The following is an 18,254-nucleotide window of genomic DNA, read 5'->3' as shown; positions in this document are numbered from 1 at the left end:
GTAGCATTTTAAAAAAAGCCATTCTAGCTCGCCCACAAGATCCATTAAGGATGACAGGAGAGAGCCTGGTGCTAAGCCCGGCTTACTTCGACACTTTCACTTTCACCGGATTAGCAAGTTCCTCAGCGGTTCTGATGATGTAATCGCGGAACTGTTCTTCGGTTTTGATGCCGTTCGGTTCCAGTTCCCAAGCTGCCAGGAAGTAGTAGTTGGCTCTTCCGTTGGATGGTTTCAGTTGTACCACATGGCTCAAGGGATCATCTGAGAAAGTGATGAAATCCTTAAGGTCAAACAGCACCGCAATGCCGATGTTGTCTGGTGGGGAGTTCAGGGTCTGCTTGCCGTAGGTGTACATGTAGCCGTAGCGCTTGCCCGTCTCGCCCTTATCGCTGACCAGTTTGGCCGCTTTGTCTTTGATAAGCCCGGTGGCAATGTTCTGAGGGTTTCCGCCTTCCAGCCTTAGTTGATGGTGGGTCATTCTGGTGCCCGCGTGGATACTCAGTTGAGAGTGCGCGTTCAGCTTTTGGCCAGCCACTTGCCAGCCGTAATAATCGGTGAGGATGGAAGAGTACACCGGCCCGTTCTGGGTGATCTTGCTGTAGGTGCTGTCGGTTTTCTCTACGCGTACGGCTTTGCCGTTGTCATACATAGCCAGGGTTCCTACCCCCAAGGCTTTCCCTACTTTGAGAACGTCCATGCCCCACTCCTGCATGTTGTGGTACGAGTCGTAATTATCTAGTCCGGCTTTTTGCAGTGCCATCTGGGGTGTCCGTTTCCCGAACACATCCACGGCATTGCGCCAGTCCAGATAGAAGCGGTAGCCTACTTTGTCAGACTCCCAACCTGGCCCCTCGTAGCGGAGATAGTACGAATGATCAGTCAACTCTGAAGGTACCCGAAGGGAGTCAATGTTCTGGAAATCGCCGCCAATGTATTTCCGGTTTTCCCAGCGTCCGCCTACTTTCTTGGACAATTCGGCTTGGGTGCGTTTGGTGTAGGTGCGTGGGTTGGAACCCTGCGGATTGTAACTCACCGTCAGTTTTCGGGTTTCACCCGCCGCCATCTGGTCCAGCACCAGCGCAATTCCTTTGTTATGGGCGTCTTTGCTGTTGTATTGGCTAGGAATCTCGGTTTTTCCGTCTGTCACTATGAAAGCATTCCGGTTGAAGGCAGCACCTTTTCTGGGTAAATCTTCTTCCTTGATCATCACCAGCACACTCTCCCGCTCCCGCTTCAAGGGGTTGGAAACTTCCACAGTAAAGGAATTGGGGAATTCAGAGGAAGCGGCTTTCTGACCGGAGGAGCAGCCAGCGTTCAAAAGGAGCATCATGCCCAGCACTCCGGTCTTCCAGGTTAGATATTGTTTGAACATAGTTACAGCGGTAAAGAAGGTAAGTTAGACTTAAGCAGATGCCTGGAGTATCTGGCAGAATATTGGTTCAGGGGATATCCCTTTTGGAGGTGTTTTTATGAAAAGTGATCGGAAATACCACTTACATTGGCTTCCCCGATCATTTACATTTTAGCTTATCTCCAACGCGGGTCACCGGAAGTGTCTTTGCCAGGGAAGGCGGCGTCTCTGAAATGGAAATCACCGTTTTTAGGATTCTGCCACAAGGCAAGCGAAGTAGCTGAGTAGGCAGTTAATCCAGGTATAGCGAAGTTGCTCGTAGGCGCCAGCATATAGTCTGCCGTGCTGAAGCTATTGGCAACCTCCACCAAAGTACTGGTTCCGGCTCTTACTCCTTTTATCCCTTGGTTACCTGCCTTTCCTATACCTAAAATAGTATTCCTGATTTTAACTCCGTTGGTCACATTGTTAGCGCCTGAGGTGGAGTAATCCACCAGATAGTTTCCTAAAGAAGGTGATTCGTTCACCGTTACATTCTCAAATAGTACCGAGGTTGAATTGTTTTTGCTGCTAATGACTTTCTCGGCTTTGGAGATGGTGGAATTAGTGATCAGGATGTTTTGAATCTGACTGGTTGGCAAATCAACATTCACCACCCCGAAGCCTCCAATGCTGTCAATGACACTGTTATTTAAGGTTAAGGTAGTGATAGTAGTAGGTTGGGTTTGCAGCCTGAAAAAGCCTCTGAACATACTAGCCTTTACGTTGTCAAACGTCACCGTACCAATAGTAGAGGCCGTATTGATGTTGAAGACATACTTCGCGGTGGCGTCAGAGCCCGTCAGGTTAACATCCTTGATGATGATGTGGTCAATGGAGCTTCCTGCCACAACCCCAAAGTTGCTGGTAAAGTAGATGGTCGCCGGGTTTGGCTCCGTCAGGTCTGAGCCACTGGTAATGGTCACCGATTTACTCAGGTTGGTAGCGGCGGCAATGGTATAGGTCTGCCCTCTTTTCAGGATAATGGTGCTTCCGTTCTCAATCTGGGTAATGGTATCCTGCAAAACAGCAGGTCTCCCTGTTATTCCTCTCAGGTCGATGATATTGCCGGAAAGGGGTTGTTTGGTCTGGAAGGTTGTGATTCCGTAGCTCTTGGTCCCGGCAAAAATCTCTGCGTTGTAGTTTGTTCCGCCGGTGAGGTTATCCGCTATATAGAAACCTGCGGCAAGATCAGAGGCAGATAAGGTTATCTCCTGTGCCGTTCCACCCATGGGCGTAACCACAATTCTGGTGATTCCTTCTCTAGGGGTAAAACGTAACCGCACAGACCGGTCAGTTACATCAGCGGAGTTCACGGGAACGTTTGTAAAAGCCTGCACCCCCCTGATAGAAAAGCCATTGCTCACCAACCATTTAGACTCCGGCGTATTTTCCTGACCGTTGGTTTTTACCCGGGCGAAGAATTTCTGCTTGGTCGGAATCTGATCATCCGTCAGCACGATGGAGGCGGTATCTGTTACCCCGGTATAAATAACGGGAGTCGCAAACAAGGTATCTGCTGCTACCTCTACAGTATAGGTAATGGTACCAGTGGCATAAAGAGATGGTTTCCAGGAAAGCCTTACCTGGGTTTCTCCGGTGGTTGAGCCGATAACGCCCGTGGGCATAAACATGCGGGAGAGTTCGCTTTGCTCCTCTTCATCATCTGGGTTACAGGCAGACAAACCACCTATCCCCAACAGAAACAATGCGGCAAACCAGAGAGAAAACGTTGATCTAAACTTTTTCATGTGTGTTTCTTTTCTTAAGTTCTGTCAAGTAAGGCTACCTCTAGTATCCGTAGTCCTGGGTTAGTCTATAGTTTTGACTTATCACCCCGTTGAAGATGGGCAGCAACTCAGAGTGGTTCTTTTTGAATTGGCTTGCAAAACCTCTGGTTGGCCCGGTGATATGCGCTTCGGTGATGGCGGCTCCCCAACTGATTCTGGTATAGCCATCAGGCGCGGTAGTGGTAGTAGATGGTTCGTACATCACTTTGTTCACCTTGCCGCCAAACAGATTGTAATCCAGCATTTCCTCCCGGGCTGTGGCTCTTGGCCCCAACAACGGGGTTGGCTTGTAGAAGACATACTGGGGCACGTTGGCGTAACGCCCGGTACCCGTCATCATGGCCCGTAAGTCTGCTCTCACTTCATTGATTCTGGTTTCCAGCAGATCCCAACGGATAAGGTCATACTTGCGCACGCCTTCGCCACCGAACTCCAGGTAACGCTCCTGCACCAGGGCTTTGAAGAAATCTTCTTTAGAGGAAGGCGTCTCAGGCATTCTATCTTCATGATCATCCAGGAAAGCTCTTTTTCTTACTTCCTCCAGGGCGGATTTCGCCTCTGGGGTAGGTCCGTTCAGTTCGTTTTCTGCCTCGGCAAAAATCAAAAGGACATCGGCGTAGCGGATGAGCGGCCAGTTGATGCCCAGGGTTTGATTTGTACCGCCAATACTGGTCCAGTATTTCCTGAACTTTCCTTCCCTCATTAATAGGGGAGTAGTCAGCAACTTATTGTCATTGTTGGCTTTGGTATCTACCTGAAAATACGCTAGTGTCACGTCTCTTCTGGAATCACCGATGGAATCAAATTCATAGAAGTAGGTAGGAACCGCTTCTGACAGGCCATTCGCCCGGCCATACGTGCTGGCTTCGGCAATTCTTGGCCCATTGCCAAACCCCAGTTTAGTGTCTGTTCTGGCATTTCCCCCGAAGGCGCCTACTTGCCAGATGTGCTCATAGGTAGCGTCTGTCACGCCGTTCCCGTGCAGGCTTCTGAATACGTTCTCGTAGCTGGGGTTCAGGGCGTGCTGCTTGCTTTGGATCACATCCCAAGCCTCGGCTCTGGCAATCTGATAGAAGTCTTTGTAGTTGGCACGACGCTCCACTACCCCGCTCTGTCTCCTTAAGGCGTACCCACCACGGGCCAGGGCAATTCTGGCGCGCAGGCCTTTCACAGCACCTTTGGTTACCCTGGTGGTAGGCGAACCAGACTCTGATCTCCACGGAACCAGTTCCGCGGCGGTGGCTAGGTCAGCGAGTAGTTTGTCATAGATTTCATCCTGGTTGGTCTTGGGCAGGAAAAGGTCAGGCGAATCAGCCGATGGCTCAAACGGGGCCGGTACATCTCCCCAGTTCCTGATCAGTTCATGGTAAAACTGGGCTCTTAGGGTAAGCGCTTCTCCGTAAAACCGGCGCATGGCTGCCTGCTCAGAAGCAGTTCCGCTGGTATAGAGGGCAGAAAGCGGAATGTATTTGATACAGATGTTCGCTCTTTCAATTCCTCTGTACAGCTGTAGAAACGGATTCTCCAAATCTGTGAACCCTGGGCTTACCCCAAAATGGGAAATACCGCCCCGGGCAATAGGGTCATGGTCTCCCCCCATTTTAAAGTCATCTGACCCGTTTGGGAAGAGCGTGGAAATGCGGCTTCCATACCCATCATCACCGGGCAACTGGTTATAAACGCCGGTGATAGCAGATTCTGTAAAAGCCAGACTACTGAAAATGGCATCTTGGGAGAGCGTGGACGGATTCTGTACCTCCAGGTAATCATCACAAGAGCTGATTGCCACCAAACCACCAATGGTAAGGGGTATGATAAAACTTTTTAAGATATTTCTTTTCATTGCTGTTCTTCTCAAGAATTAGAAAGTAACATTAATACCACCCAGAATGTACCTGCTGCGCGGATAAGCGGCATAGTCTACGCCAGGCGTAAGAGGGGAATTTCTTCTGGTGTTGGCCTCAGGGTCATACCCTGTGTATTTGGTGAAGGTGTACAGGTTATTCACCGTGCCGTAAACTCTCAGCTTAGAAATGACTCTGGTTCTTTTCAGGAAGGATTCCGGAATGCTGTAGCCCAGGGTCAAATTGCTTATTCTAAGGAATGATCCGTCTTCTATGGCGAAAGAATGCGTGAAGTAGTTACCCAAAGATGGTCTCCAGTATTTGGCGTTTGCGTTCAATGCTCTGAGTTTCTCAGGGTCAGAAACCATTTGCCCGTTTTCATCATACAGCTTGAAACGGTCATTCATGAGGGCCAGCATGTTGTTGTCTCTGGTGGTGTACTGGGTGGTGAACTCCATTTTGTTTGCGTTGTACACCTTGTTGCCATAGGAAAAAACCATGAAAACACTCAGGTCAAACCCTTTGTAAGAGAACTGCTGGTTGAAACCACCGGTGAATTTTGGTTGGGCATTGCCAATAACCGTACGGTCTGCAGTAGAGATCAGAGAGTTGTTATTGTCAGTAAGGTCTTTCAGTTTCAAATCGCCGGGTTGTGGCTGTCTGTTACCAAGCGCCACGCTGGAACTGTTCGCAATCCCTTCTTTCAGCACATAGGTCCAAGTTTGGGTAGCTTCGTTGTAAGTAGTATTGAAATCATCTACGGTATAGTAGCCATCTGTCACATAGCCATAAAACTGGCCTACCGGCTGACCCACTTCCACTTTGAAGTCTTCAAGAGCATTTACCCAGCCAGACTGCACCAGGTAAGAACTCTTGGGCTGGCCCGATGGATCAAGACCCAGGCTCACAATCTTATTCCGGTTTAAGGCGATGTTGAAATTGGCATTCCATCTGAAATCTCCTTTGTCCACCACAACGCCGCTCAACTGGAGTTCAATTCCTTTGTTTTCGGTCTCGCCTATGTTCTGAAGCTGGGTTCTATACCCGCTGGTCTGCGGGATGGTAGCCTCTAAAAGCAAGTCTCTGGTTCTGTTCTGGTAAGCGTCCACTGAACCCGTCAGGCGGTTGTTGAACAAGGCAAAGTCCACACCCACGTTTTTGGACAGAGTGGATTCCCATATCAGGTAGGGGTTGGCCAGCGTAGGAGCAACGTAACCCGGGGTAATGGATTCTGTAAAAGCGTACCCTTCGTTGGAACTGGCGGTGTACATGGTTCTGTACAAATCCACCCCAATCCGGTTGTTTCCTACAGAGCCCACGCTTAGACGAACTTTCAGGTCACTCAACCAGCCCTGAAAAGGCTCCATGAAGGCTTCATCGGCTACGCGCCACATCAAAGACGCAGAAGGGAAAGTACCGTACCGGTTGCCATCGGCAAACAGGGAAGATCCGTCACGTCTGAGGTTGAAATTAGCAAAGTATTTGCCCTTGTAGTTATAGCCCGCTCTTCCGAAAAAGGATAATAAACGGGTTCCCGACTCTGCCGTAGTAGGGTTATCCTGGATCAGGCCGGCTGGCGCGGTTGCTTTCTGGATACCTGCAAATGCCTGGTCTGGCGAGATATCAGACGGCAACCATCTGGTGCGGGTACCTCTGCTCTTACTGTCCCATTGCACTACCTCATGGCCTAAAAGGAAATCAAGGTTATGGTCTGTCCCTACTTTGGCCTTATAGGTTAAGGTATTGGAATTGGTCAGAGAGAAGGCTTCACCCGCCGTCATGTCTACTACTGGCATGTCAGCGTTTTGTCTGGCCAGGGCCGTCACTGGGCCACTGAACGTATTGGTTTTTCTATCGAGGGCGTTTATCCCTACCACGCTTCTGAAGGTAAGATTCTTGAGGATGTCATAGCTGAAATGGCCGTTTACAATGATGTCATTGCGGTAATCACGTCTCACTTCACTGTTGGCCAAAAGTACCGGGCTGGTTAATTGAGTGCTGCTGGCGTATTCCACGTCAAACTCATCTACCTGATTCTCGAAACCAGGCCCTAAAAATGGCCGGTAGCGCACCGAGTTCCGTAATCTGTTATTGCTTTGTGAACCAGTACTGGAGGTACCTACCCCATCTACCCGCTGGCGGCTATACCGGGTGGTTAACCCTACCTTGAACCTATCAGAAACTTTATGGTCAAACTTGAAAGAGGCCAGCGTTCTCTCGTAGCCGGAGTTAATCATGATGCCGTTTTCATCGGCGTGGTTGAGGGTAAAGTTGAAGGAAGTCTCCTTTGAGCCTCCGGAAATTCCCAACACATGCGTCTGGCTGAAGGCATCTCTTCCAAACACTTTTTCCTGCCAGTTGGTGGTGGGCATAGACTTGTAGATATCCAAATCTTCCCATCTGCCATAGCGATCTCTGAAAGAAGCCCGGCTTTCATCATTGGTGTTGCTGAACAGATTGTACGACTCGTACTGGTACAAGGCGTAGTCATACGGGTTCATCACATCCAGTTGGTTTACAATGCGTCTAACCCCGGCATAGCCATTGTAGGTCACCTGGGTTTTCTGCTCTCTACCGCCTTTGGTAGTGATAATCACCACGCCATTGGCTCCCCTGGCTCCATAAATGGAGGTAGAAGCGGCATCTTTCAAAACGTCTATTGATTCAATTTCCTGGGGGGAGATGATAGACAAGGCATTTTCCATCTGAATACCGTCTACTATATACAAGGGAGAGTTGTCCTGCGTGAGCGATCCGCCTCCGCGCACCCGCACCTGGATCTCAGCACCGGGTTGGCCTTCGGTGGAAGTCACCTGCACCCCGGCCAATCTACCGGCCAGCGCTTCTGCGGCCGTACTCACCGGAATGTCCTGGATATCTTTTGAGGTCACCGAAGCCACAGAACCTGTCAGTTCTTTCCTGGTCACCGTCCCGTACCCCACCACCACTACTTCCTCAATGGCTTTGGAGTCAGACATCAGGGTGACATTAAGCGAGGTCCTGCCATTGATAGGCACTTCCTGCGACACGAAACCAATGTAGGAGAACACCAAAGTACCGGTGCCACCGGGCACGGCCAAGGAGAAACCGCCATTCACATCAGTGGCGTTGGCGGTGGTGGTGCCTTTCAGGAGCACGGTCACTCCGGGCAACCCTTCCTTCTTCTCATCGGTGACTTTACCGGTAATGGTTACCGTTTGGGCAAAGGCACTTACTATCGTGGTGAAGAACAAAGAAAGTACCAGCAGATACCGACTCTTCTTTAGTAATGCTTGTGACATAGGTGAATTTTAGATTTTGATAACAAGGATAGGAATACGAAGCAGCAAGGCTAAGCAGCTTTAAACTGCGCAACCGATTGCATATTTACTATTTATTGACATCAAACCCAAAAAATAAACCTGTTTTTTTGGCATTTTTATAAAAACACCCCTAAAAACGCTAGTGGTTTAACATATTTTTATTAAATTAGCAATGCATTGAAACTCCTACGCGCCTGCTCCCTGAATATTTTTCCTGCTTAACATAGGGTAACAGATTGATAAATTCGTAATTTGCGCAAACGATTACACCTTTCACCCCAAATATATGACCGTTCCCCAATCCACCCGGCACGCCATTCACCCGCAGGATTTCAAAGGCTACGACACCCAAAAACTGCGCGAGCATTTCCTGATCGAAAACCTTTTCCAGGAAGACACCATTCAGCTGACCTATACTTTATATGACCGGTTGATTATTGGCGGCGTGCACCCGGTGAACGGACCGGTACGGCTAGACACCTTCCCTACCCTGCGCTCAGAGAATTTCCTGGACCGCCGTGAGATAGGCATCATCAACGTTTCGGCAGATAGCACCGTCACGGTAGACGGCGAGGAGATTACGGTAAAGAACAAAGAGGCTTTATATATAGGCAAGGGCGTGAAGGAAGTCCTGTTCCACCCGGCGCCTAACGGTGCCGACACCCGCTTCTATTTCAACTCCGCCCCGGCGCACCACACCTTTCCTACGAAGAAGGTACAGCTCAACGAAGCCGAAACCGTGGAACTAGGCTCCCTGGAAACCGCCAATGCCCGCACCATCCGGAAGGTGTTGATCAACTCCGTGGTGGAGACCTGCCAACTGCAGATGGGCATCACCGAACTGAAAACGGGCAGCGTCTGGAACACCATGCCGGCCCACACCCATGACCGTCGCATGGAAGCCTACTTCTATTTTGAGTTACCCGAGGACCAGTCGGTGTGCCACTTCATGGGCGAGCCGCAGGAGACGCGCCACCTGTGGGTGCAGAACCAGCAGGCCATCATCTCGCCGCCCTGGTCTATCCATAGCGGCGCCGGAACCTCCAACTATACCTTTATCTGGGGCATGGCAGGAGAGAACCTAGATTACAACGACATGGACAAAGTAGCCACCACCGAACTGAAATAGCCGTTTATGACCCATTTATTTGATTTAACCGGCAAAGTAGCATTAGTAACCGGCGCCACCCACGGCCTGGGAATGGCCATGGCCACGGCCTTGGGCAAAGCAGGCGCCACCCCGGTGGTGAACGGCAATACGCCCCAGAAAATGGAACGCGCCCTAGAGCAGTACCAGCAAGAGGGACTGGACGTGAAAGGCTATCTGTTTGACGTGACGGATGAAACCGCAGCTAAAGAGAACATCGCGCGCATTGAGCAGGAAGTTGGCCCTATTGCTATTCTGGTGAACAACGCCGGTATGATTCAGCGGACACCCGCCCTGGAGATGGAGGTAGCCGATTTCAGAAAAGTACTGGACGTGGACTTGACCGGTCCGTTCATCATGTCCAAAACGGTGGGCAAATACATGGTGGAGCGCCGGGCTGGCAAGATCATCAACATCTGCTCCATGATGAGCGAACTGGGCCGCGACACGGTCTCGGCCTACGCAGCGGCCAAAGGCGGCCTGAAGATGCTCACCAAGAACCTGGCCACCGAGTGGGCCAAATACAACGTGCAGGTGAACGGCATAGGGCCGGGTTATTTTGCCACGGACCAGACCGCTCCCATCCGGGTAGACGGGCATCCGTTCAATGAATTCATCATCCACCGGACCCCGGCCGGGCGCTGGGGTAATCCAGAGGATCTGGCGGGCGCCACCATCTTTTTAGCCAGCAAAGCCAGTGACTTTGTGAATGGGCAGATTGTATATGTAGACGGCGGCATTCTGGCTACCATCGGAAAACCCAGCAATGAGCGGTAACGCTTAGCAACAAAAGGAAAAGTGTTGTAGATTTTGACCTACCTACATGGCGACTAATAAAATGGCCAATAAACCAAAGGTGACCATTCACCACATTGCGGAGAAATTGAATATCACCGCTTCAACCGTTTCAAGGGCGCTGAACGATAATCCCCGCATCAGCGAGGTGACTAAGAAAGCGGTATTGAAGGCGGCAAAACAGCTGAATTACCAGCCCAACAACATTGCCGCGGCCCTCCGGAACGGGAAAAGCTACATCATAGGCATCATCGTGCCCACCGCCGATAGGGCGTTCTTCGCTTCGGTGGTGCGCGGCATTGAGGAGATCGCGAACAAGCTGAATTACAAAGTCATCATCTCGCAGTCGTATGACAACTACGAGAAAGAGGTGCAAACCATAGACGCGTTGTTGAGCGCGAGGGTGGACGGTATCATCGCCTCTATAGGCAAGAACACCGAGAACTTTGACCATTTCAAGCGCACCCAGGAGAAAGGCATCCCGCTGGTTTTGTTTGACCGCACCACCGATGCCCTGGAGGTAAGCCAGGTAATGATTGACGATTACCTGGGCGCCTACAAAGTGGTGGAGCACCTCATTCAGCAGGGTTGCCGCCGCATCGCGCATTTCACCAGCCCCAAAAAGGTCAGCATCTTCAAGGAACGTCTTCGTGGCTACATGGATGCCCTTCGTGACAATGGCGTGCCTTTCCATGAGGAACTGGTGGTGAAAAGCAACCTGCAACTGGAAGACGGCCGCACCAGCATGGAAGAGCTGCTCAAACTGAAAGAACTACCCGATGCGGTTTTCTCGGCCTCAGACTACGGCGCCATGGGCGCTATGCAGGTTCTGAAAGAACGCAAAATCAAAGTGCCGCAGCAGATTGCCCTGGCAGGTTTTGGGAACGAGCCGTTTACCTCTTTCTCTGAGCCGGCCCTCACCACGGTAGACCAGTTCAGTTTGACTATGGGGCGTATCACCGCCGAGCTATTCTTTGAGCACTTCAAAACCGGCCCAGACCAGAAACTGGTGCCTCAGAAAACAGTGCTCAAACCAGAACTCATCATCAGAGGCTCTTCCCTGAAGAAAGACTATAAACCAGAATAAAGGACTTCGGCGGAAAGCCGGGCAAAAAGTGTTTTCGGGCCTTTTTTCCTAAAAAAAGTTCCTAAACGCAAGACCGGGTTCAGCCTCCGCAAGTTCTTGAAACCACAATATCATATCAAGGAAGACCCTTTCCCTTCCTGACTTTCAAAGCAAAAAGTGGAGAGGAACTTGTTTCTCTCCCCCATTTAACCCAAAAGCGTATGCAGCAACTCAACAGAACCACCGCCCAGATCACCCAAACCAGACCCACCAAAGTAATCCAGTTTGGCGAAGGAAACTTCCTGCGCGGTTTCGTTGATTGGATCATCGATATCCTGAACGAGAAAACCGGTTTCAATGGCGCGGTAGAGATTATCCAGCCGCTGGACAAAGGCATTTACCAGTTGCTCAACGGGCAGGACGGCTTGTACCATGTGGTGCTGGAGGGAATCCAGGAAGGCCAGACCGTGCAGGAAAACCGCCTGATCACCTGTGTGAGCAACGCGCTTAGCCCTTACGACACCTACGAGCAGTACCTGCAACTGGGCGAGAACCCAGACCTGGAGTTGGTGATCTCCAACACCACTGAGGCTGGGATCGCCTTTGACCCTTCAGATGCTGGTTTTGACACCACGCCCAATTCTTTCCCGGGCAAATTGACCGCCCTGCTGTACCGCCGCTTCACGCATTTTGCAGGTGCCAAAGACAAAGCCCTGACCATCATCCCCTGCGAACTGATTGAGAAAAACGGCGAGAACCTACGCGAAACGGTACTTCAGTTTGCCAAGCACTGGAACCTGCCCACCGATTTCGCCGATTGGATCCAGAACGACACCATTTTCTGCAATACGCTGGTAGACCGCATCGTGCCGGGCTTCCCCAAAGATACCATCAAAGATATTCAGCAGGAATTAGGCTATGAAGACAACCTGGTGGTGAAAGCCGAGCCCTTCCACCTGTGGGTGATTGAGGCGCCAGAATCAGTGGCGAAGGCGTTCCCTACGGAGCAAGCCGGACTGCAGGTGAAGTTCGTGGACGATCTCACGCCGTACAGAACCCGCAAAGTGCGCATCCTCAACGGTGCCCACACCGCGCTTGTTCCGGTTGCTTACCTGCAAGGTCTGCGTACCGTGCGCGAAGCCGTGGAAGACGAAAAAGCCGGCACATTCATCAAAGAAGCCATTTTTGAGGAAATCATCCCTACCCTGGACCTGTCCGCCGAAGAGCTGCACCAGTTCGCCAATGACGTGATAGAGCGCTTCCAGAACCCGTTCATCCGCCACGAGCTGCAATCCATCGCCCTTAACTCCGTGTCCAAATACAAGGTGCGGGTGCTGCCGTCGGTGCTGGAATACCAGAAGCGTACAGGGCAGTTACCACAGCGGTTGTTGCGTTCGCTGGCGGCCTTGATTCTGTTCTACAAGGGCGAGTACAACGGCGAGGCAACGCCGGTAAACGACACTCCCGAGGTGCTGGACTTCTTCGCCTCGGCGTGGCAGAAAAGCTCCTCTGAGGAAACCGTTCGGGCCGTGCTGGCCAACCTGGAATTCTGGGGAACCGACCTGACCCAGGTGGAAGGTCTGCAAGCCCTGGTTTCAGAGGAACTGGCGCAACTACAACAAAAAGAAGCCGTGCGAACTGTCTAAAGACAGCTTTTTCCTTCTCTTTCCATAAAAAAACTGGCAGCTTCTGTAGCGGAGCTGTCTGTTTTAAGGCTATTTTCACCGAATTACCCCGAAAATATCTTGGCAACCTACGTCGGTTTCTTTGTCTTTTCGGCTTGTTTACTTCAAAACACCCAAGTACATGTCCTTTTTAGACGACAACTTTCTCCTTCAGACCAAGACGGCCCAGACGTTGTATCATGAGCATGCCAAGAACATGCCCATCATTGACTACCATTGCCACCTGAACCCGGAGGACATCGCCAATGATAGATCGTTCAAAAACCTGACCCAGATCTGGCTCGAAGGCGACCATTACAAGTGGCGCGCCATGCGGACGAACGGTATTCCTGAGCGTTTCTGCACCGGCGATGCCGACGATTTCGAGAAGTTTGAAAAGTGGGCCCAGACCGTGCCGTACACCATGCGGAACCCCTTGTACCACTGGACCCACATGGAACTGAAGCGCCCCTTCGGGATTGAGAAAGTCCTGAACCCGGATTCAGCGAGGGAGATCTACGACGCGGCCACTGGCCTGCTGCAAACCCCGGAGTTCAGCGTGCGCGGCATCCTGGAAAAGATGAACGTGGTCACCATCTGCACCACCGATGACCCTATTGACTCCCTGGAACACCACCAGAAGATTGCCGCCGATGATTTCGGGATCAAGGTGTTGCCCACCTTCCGTCCGGATAAAGCCATGGCCATTGAGGATGCCGGTTATCTGACCTACCTGGAGAAACTGGAGGCTGCCTCCGGCGTTTCCATTACTAATTACAGAAGCCTGCTGGATGCCCTGCAGCAGCGCCACGATTTCTTCCACGCCCAGGGCGGACGTTTATCTGACCACGGCCTGGAAACCATCTACACCGAGGAATACACCGATCAGGAGATTACCTCCATTTTTGAAAAAGCGCTCCAGAAACAGCAACTCACGCAAGATGAGGTGCTCAAATTCAAGTCTGCCATGCTGGTGGAACTGGCTTTGATGGACCACGCCAAAGGCTGGACGCAGCAGTTCCATTTGGGCGCGCTGCGCAACAACAACACCCGCATGATGCGCGAGCTAGGCGCCGATACCGGGTTTGACTCCATTGGGGATTTTGATGTGGCCCGTCCGCTGTCAAGGTTCATGGACAAACTGGACAACTCAAACCAACTGGCCAAGACGATTCTCTACAACCTGAACCCGAGCCAGAACGAGTTGTACGCCACCATGATAGGCAACTTCAATGACGGCAGCACGCCGGGCAAAATCCAGTATGGATCTGCCTGGTGGTTCCTGGATCAGAAACAAGGCATGGAGGCTCAGATGAACGCTTTATCCAACATGGGTCTGTTGAGCCGTTTCGTGGGGATGTTGACCGATTCGCGCAGCTTCCTCTCCTACCCTCGGCACGAGTACTTCAGAAGAATCCTCTGCAACATGCTGGGCAACGACGTGGAGAACGGCGAGTTACCGGCTTCTGAGATGGCCTGGCTGGGCCAGATGGTGGAGAACATCTGCTACAACAACGCTAAAAACTACTTCAACTTCTAAGGGATGGCCAGCGGAAAAGTCTTATCGTTTGGGGAGCTGCTGCTCAGAATCTGCCCGGATGGGCAAGGCCAGTGGCTCTCGGAAAACCGGTTGCCCTTCTACGTGGGCGGCGCCGAGCTGAACGTAGCCACGGCTTTGGCGCTGTGGGGCCTGCCTTCGGCGTACCTCACGGCTCTGCCGGAGAACTTCGTGTCTGAGCAGCTCATCGGCTACATGCAGGAGCGCCAGATTGATACCAGTCCGGTAGTGATGCAGGGCGACCGGGTGGGCCTTTATTACCTGCCTAAAGGAAAAGACCTCAAAAATGCCGGCGTGATCTATGACCGCGCTGGCTCGGCGTACGCCGATTTGAAAACCGGGACCATCAACTGGGACCAGGTATTTGAGGGCGTAAGCTGGTTCCATTTCAGTGCCATTTGTCCGGCTCTCAACCAGAACGTAGCCGATGTCTGTGCTGAGGCTTTAAAGGCCGCCGCCGAGCGCAACATCTTCGTTTCCCTGGACCTGAACTACCGCGCCAAGCTGTGGAAGTACGGCAAAGACCCGGTGGAGGTCATGCCATCGTTGGCTTCTTCCTGTGACTTGATCATGGGCAATGTGTGGGCTGCGAATAAAATGCTGGGCATGCCGCTTCAGGAAGAACTAGTGCAGGACATCGAGAAAGAGAGACTACTGCAGCACGCTACCCTGACTTCTGAGGCGATCCTGAAGGAGTTTCCTAAGTGCAAGATCGTGGCCAACACCTTCCGGTTCGATCACGGAGAGAAAGGCATCCGTTATTTCACTACACTCTATACCCAAGGAGAACTGCACGTCTCGCAAGAGTATGTGGTGGACCAGATTGTAGACAAAGTAGGCAGCGGCGACTGTTTTATGGCCGGCCTGATTTACGGCTTCTTTCACCAAAACAGCCCCAAAGAAACCCTGGAATTCGCCACCGCGGCGGCCTTTAAGAAATTATTCATTGAGAGCGACGCTACCACCACTTCGGTAGCCGAGATTGAAGAAACTATCAGAGAATATGCCAACTAAAGAAACTGCCCTCCAAGCGATTGTAGACCAAGGGCTTCTGCCTTTGTTTTTCTACGAGGACCCCGAAGTAAGCCTGGAGATCATCAAAACGCTTTACAACGCCGGGGTGCGGACACTGGAGTACACCAACCGCGGAGCTGCTGCGCTGGAAAACTTCACGTTTCTGAAAAAGGAGCTGAAAACGTACGAAGACCTGCACTTGGGCATCGGGACCATCAAAACCGTGCAGCAGGCCAACGACTTCCTCAAAGCCGGTGCTGATTACGTGGTGGCTCCCATCGTAGACCCGCAGGTAGGCAACCTGGTGCACGAGGCCGGTTTGCTCTGGATTCCGGGGTGCTTCTCCCCTACCGAGATCCACGTGGCCCAGACGGCCCAAGCGGCACTGGTAAAACTTTTCCCGGCGAACATCCTGGGTCCGGCTTTCCTGTCTTCCATCAAGGAGCTGTTTCCAGGTCAGTTGTTCATCCCCACCGGGGGCGTGGAACTGGAGGAGGATAACTTCCGGACCTGGTTCAAGGCCGGCGTCTGCGCCGTGGGCATGGGCAGCAAACTCATCAGCAAAGATATTCTGGTCAACCGCCAGTATGATACCTTACAGGACCTCACGGCACAAGCATTGGAATTAGCGCAGAAATGTAGAAAATAGTTTAACCGCCCTACCATGACCCAAACGAAACAAACAAATGTCAGGCCTATGACCACTCAGGAGAAGATAGGCAAGTACCGGTGGACCATCTGTGGCCTGCTTTTCTTCGCCACCACGGTCAATTACCTGGATCGTCAGGTACTCAGTTTGCTGCAACCGCTGCTGGCGGAGAAGTTTGGCTGGTCCAACACCGATTACGCCAACATTGCGGCGGTTTTCCAGTTCACCTATGCCATCTCTATGCTCTTCGCGGGGCGCATTATTGATAAACTAGGCACCAAAAAAGGGTATGCCTGGGCGCTGGTGATCTGGTCCTTGGCGGCCATCCTGCACGCGTACGCCGAGCCTTTGGGCAGGGTAGTTAGCCCGGTATTCACCGCAGCGGGCTTTACCGGGATTTCCGTTTCGGTAATTGGGTTCATGGTGGCCAGGGCTTTCCTGGGCTTCGGAGAATCTGGGAACTTTCCGGCAGCTATTAAGGCTACGGCCGAGTATTTTCCTAAGAAAGAGCGCTCGCTGGCAACCGGTATCTTCAACTCCGGCTCTAACGTGGGGGCCATTCTGGCACCACTTACCGTTCCGTGGATTGCCTCGCATCTAGGTTGGGAGTACACCTTCTTCATCATCGGAGCCGTAGGCTTTTTGTGGCTCATCTTCTGGTTTATCTTCTATGAAACCCCAGACAAGCAAAAAAGATTATCAGCCGCGGAGCGCGACTACATCAGCAGCGACAGCGAACCCGTTCTGGAGCCGGACTCTCCTGCCTCGGCGGAGAAAGTATCCTGGTTTAAACTGCTGAGTTTCCGGCAGACCTGGGCCTTCGCCTTCGGCAAGTTCCTCACGGACGGTGTTTGGTGGTTTTTCCTTTTCTGGCTTCCTGCCTACCTCAAAGCCCAGTACGGCCTGACCGGTACCCAGGTGATGCTCCCGCTTTCCGTGCTGTACAGCATGACTATGGTGGGAAGTATAGGCGGAGGCTGGTTCCCGATGTACTTCATCAACAAAGGCTATAACCCCTATGAAGGTCGCATGCGGGCGATGTTTGTGATCGCGCTTTTCCCGCTGTTGGTGCTGGCGGCACAGCCGTTGGGCGGCATCAGCTACTGGTTCCCGGTTCTGCTCATCGGGATTGGGGCCTCGGCGCACCAGGCTTGGTCAGCGAACATCTTCACCACTGTTTCCGATATGTTCCCTAAGAAATCGGTGGCTTCGGTGACCGGTATTGGCGGTATGGCCGGCGGTATTGGCGGGGTGGTCGTGACCAAAGTGGGTGGTTACCTTTTTGACCATTATGAAGCACTGGGCCATGTGGAGACCGGGTACACCATTATGTTCGCCTTCTGCGCGCTGGCGTATCTGGTGGCCTGGTCGGTGATGAAATCATTGGTTCCTAAAATGAAGCCGGTGGCCTTGTAAAGAAGGGTGAAAATCGCTCTGCATAAACTGAATTCACCGAAGTCTGACTTCTAAGATTCTCCTCCTGAATAAGCCTTTGGATTCTGTAATCTGAAGGCTTATTCTTTTATACCAACTCTCCGGCTACAATCCCTCGCAACGTTGCGACCCCCTTCCTGTTTTTAGCGTCTTTTCAGGAAACCCGCCCCTAAACGCCTCCCCACTGGAAAGGTGCCGCCCAATTCTTCGCGGATGTGTGGCAGGAAGAGCCCACGCATAAATGGCTGGGGTGGCTCCGTCACGCCTACTACCCTGCTCCTTGACCTGAAAACCGAGAAAGTGAAAACGTATGAGCTTCAAGGACTGTAGGTAAGGCAAGTTTGAATTTCCGGAAACTTTCCACTTTCCTATGAATATAAGAGGGCTTCTGTTTTGGCCTTAATTTTATAAAATCGGCCTAAAAACACAGGCTACCACTTTTAGATAATGAGCAGCATTTCAGGTGAAAATTTAAAACTTATCTAAATTTCCTTATTTGCAAGTAAATAAACCTTAACAAAAAAGCCTTTATCTTCTATATTTGTCAACACCCTATTCCTTTTGCCTGGAGTTTGAACAAGCATCTTCAGCAATGGATACT

General features: G+C 51.6%; 12 protein-coding genes. 8 read left to right on the top strand and 4 right to left on the bottom strand.

All coding sequences use genetic code 11. The annotated features are described in order from the left end of the window. Positions 1 to 82: 82 nt before the first annotated feature. From EFB08_RS22745 to EFB08_RS22730, 4 genes are all read right to left on the bottom strand, one after another. A complete protein-coding gene (locus EFB08_RS22745; RefSeq protein ID WP_123129284.1) occupies positions 83 to 1,372 on the bottom strand; it encodes a DUF4861 domain-containing protein in 1,290 nt (429 codons plus the stop codon). A gap of 155 nt (positions 1,373 to 1,527) precedes the next feature. Further along, a complete protein-coding gene (locus EFB08_RS22740) occupies positions 1,528 to 3,141 on the bottom strand; it encodes a DUF5123 domain-containing protein (protein WP_123129283.1) in 1,614 nt (537 codons plus the stop codon). A 40-nt stretch (positions 3,142 to 3,181) separates the two neighbouring features. Continuing rightward, a complete protein-coding gene (locus tag EFB08_RS22735) occupies positions 3,182 to 5,023 on the bottom strand; it encodes a RagB/SusD family nutrient uptake outer membrane protein (protein ID WP_123129282.1) in 1,842 nt (613 codons plus the stop codon). 18 nt (positions 5,024 to 5,041) lie between these two features. Beyond that, the gene (locus tag EFB08_RS22730) at positions 5,042 to 8,305 is read right to left on the bottom strand and encodes a SusC/RagA family TonB-linked outer membrane protein (RefSeq protein WP_123129281.1); all 3,264 of its coding nucleotides are present in this window, start codon (positions 8,303 to 8,305) and stop codon (positions 5,042 to 5,044) included. Positions 8,306 to 8,612: 307 nt separating this feature from the next. Here EFB08_RS22730 and kduI point away from each other — a divergent pair, with 307 nt between their 5' ends. The 8 genes from kduI (at position 8,613) to EFB08_RS22690 (ending at position 17,635) form a co-directional block, all read left to right on the top strand. Beyond that, positions 8,613 to 9,455, top strand: coding sequence for a 5-dehydro-4-deoxy-D-glucuronate isomerase (gene kduI / locus EFB08_RS22725; protein WP_123129280.1), 843 nt, complete (start codon positions 8,613 to 8,615; stop codon positions 9,453 to 9,455). A gap of 6 nt (positions 9,456 to 9,461) precedes the next feature. Continuing rightward, complete coding sequence (locus EFB08_RS22720) at positions 9,462 to 10,250, top strand: gluconate 5-dehydrogenase (RefSeq protein WP_123129279.1); 789 nt, start codon at positions 9,462 to 9,464, stop codon at positions 10,248 to 10,250. A 61-nt stretch (positions 10,251 to 10,311) separates the two neighbouring features. Then, positions 10,312 to 11,355: a LacI family DNA-binding transcriptional regulator gene (locus EFB08_RS22715; protein ID WP_123129399.1), complete on the top strand. Its 1,044-nt coding sequence runs from the start codon at positions 10,312 to 10,314 to the stop codon at positions 11,353 to 11,355. A 200-nt stretch (positions 11,356 to 11,555) separates the two neighbouring features. After that, positions 11,556 to 12,980 carry a tagaturonate reductase gene (locus EFB08_RS22710; protein ID WP_123129278.1) on the top strand — a complete coding sequence of 475 codons (1,425 nt, stop codon included), beginning with the start codon at positions 11,556 to 11,558 and terminating at the stop codon, positions 12,978 to 12,980. A gap of 160 nt (positions 12,981 to 13,140) precedes the next feature. Beyond that, positions 13,141 to 14,538 (top strand): glucuronate isomerase, encoded by a 1,398-nt coding sequence (uxaC, locus tag EFB08_RS22705; protein WP_123129277.1) that lies wholly within the window; start codon positions 13,141 to 13,143, stop codon positions 14,536 to 14,538. Positions 14,539 to 14,541: 3 nt separating this feature from the next. Next, positions 14,542 to 15,570, top strand: a complete 1,029-nt coding sequence (locus EFB08_RS22700; RefSeq protein ID WP_123129276.1) for a sugar kinase — start codon at positions 14,542 to 14,544, stop codon at positions 15,568 to 15,570. Further along, entirely contained in the window at positions 15,560 to 16,219 is a 660-nt protein-coding gene (locus tag EFB08_RS22695) for a bifunctional 4-hydroxy-2-oxoglutarate aldolase/2-dehydro-3-deoxy-phosphogluconate aldolase (RefSeq protein WP_123129275.1), read from the top strand. Before EFB08_RS22700 ends, EFB08_RS22695 begins: the two co-directional genes overlap by 11 nt. A 15-nt stretch (positions 16,220 to 16,234) precedes the next feature. Then, positions 16,235 to 17,635: an MFS transporter gene (locus EFB08_RS22690; RefSeq protein WP_227006444.1), complete on the top strand. Its 1,401-nt coding sequence runs from the start codon at positions 16,235 to 16,237 to the stop codon at positions 17,633 to 17,635. The last annotated feature ends 619 nt before the right edge of the window (positions 17,636 to 18,254 follow it).

Origin of the sequence: Rufibacter latericius (assembly GCF_003721515.1) — a bacterium.
In the GTDB taxonomy this organism is placed as follows: domain Bacteria; phylum Bacteroidota; class Bacteroidia; order Cytophagales; family Hymenobacteraceae; genus Nibribacter; species Nibribacter latericius.
Note: the sequence above shows the minus strand (reverse complement) of the source record. Positions and strands in the feature narration are given on the sequence as shown.

Bases quoted from the DNA above. Each gene is read 5' to 3' on its own strand.
- EFB08_RS22710 (WP_123129278.1), top strand. From the start codon at position 11,556: ATGCAGCAACTCAACAGAACCACCGCCCAGATCACCCAAACCAGACCC.
- EFB08_RS22690 (WP_227006444.1), top strand. From the start codon at position 16,235: ATGACCCAAACGAAACAAACAAATGTCAGGCCTATGACCACTCAGGAG.
- EFB08_RS22720 (WP_123129279.1), top strand. From the start codon at position 9,462: ATGACCCATTTATTTGATTTAACCGGCAAAGTAGCATTAGTAACCGGC.
- EFB08_RS22715 (WP_123129399.1), top strand. From the start codon at position 10,312: ATGGCCAATAAACCAAAGGTGACCATTCACCACATTGCGGAGAAATTG.
- EFB08_RS22700 (WP_123129276.1), top strand. From the start codon at position 14,542: ATGGCCAGCGGAAAAGTCTTATCGTTTGGGGAGCTGCTGCTCAGAATC.
- uxaC (WP_123129277.1), top strand. From the start codon at position 13,141: ATGTCCTTTTTAGACGACAACTTTCTCCTTCAGACCAAGACGGCCCAG.
- EFB08_RS22745 (WP_123129284.1), bottom strand. From the start codon at position 1,372: ATGTTCAAACAATATCTAACCTGGAAGACCGGAGTGCTGGGCATGATG.
- EFB08_RS22695 (WP_123129275.1), top strand. From the start codon at position 15,560: ATGCCAACTAAAGAAACTGCCCTCCAAGCGATTGTAGACCAAGGGCTT.
- EFB08_RS22740 (WP_123129283.1), bottom strand. From the start codon at position 3,141: ATGAAAAAGTTTAGATCAACGTTTTCTCTCTGGTTTGCCGCATTGTTT.
- EFB08_RS22730 (WP_123129281.1), bottom strand. From the start codon at position 8,305: ATGTCACAAGCATTACTAAAGAAGAGTCGGTATCTGCTGGTACTTTCT.
- kduI (WP_123129280.1), top strand. From the start codon at position 8,613: ATGACCGTTCCCCAATCCACCCGGCACGCCATTCACCCGCAGGATTTC.
- EFB08_RS22735 (WP_123129282.1), bottom strand. From the start codon at position 5,023: ATGAAAAGAAATATCTTAAAAAGTTTTATCATACCCCTTACCATTGGT.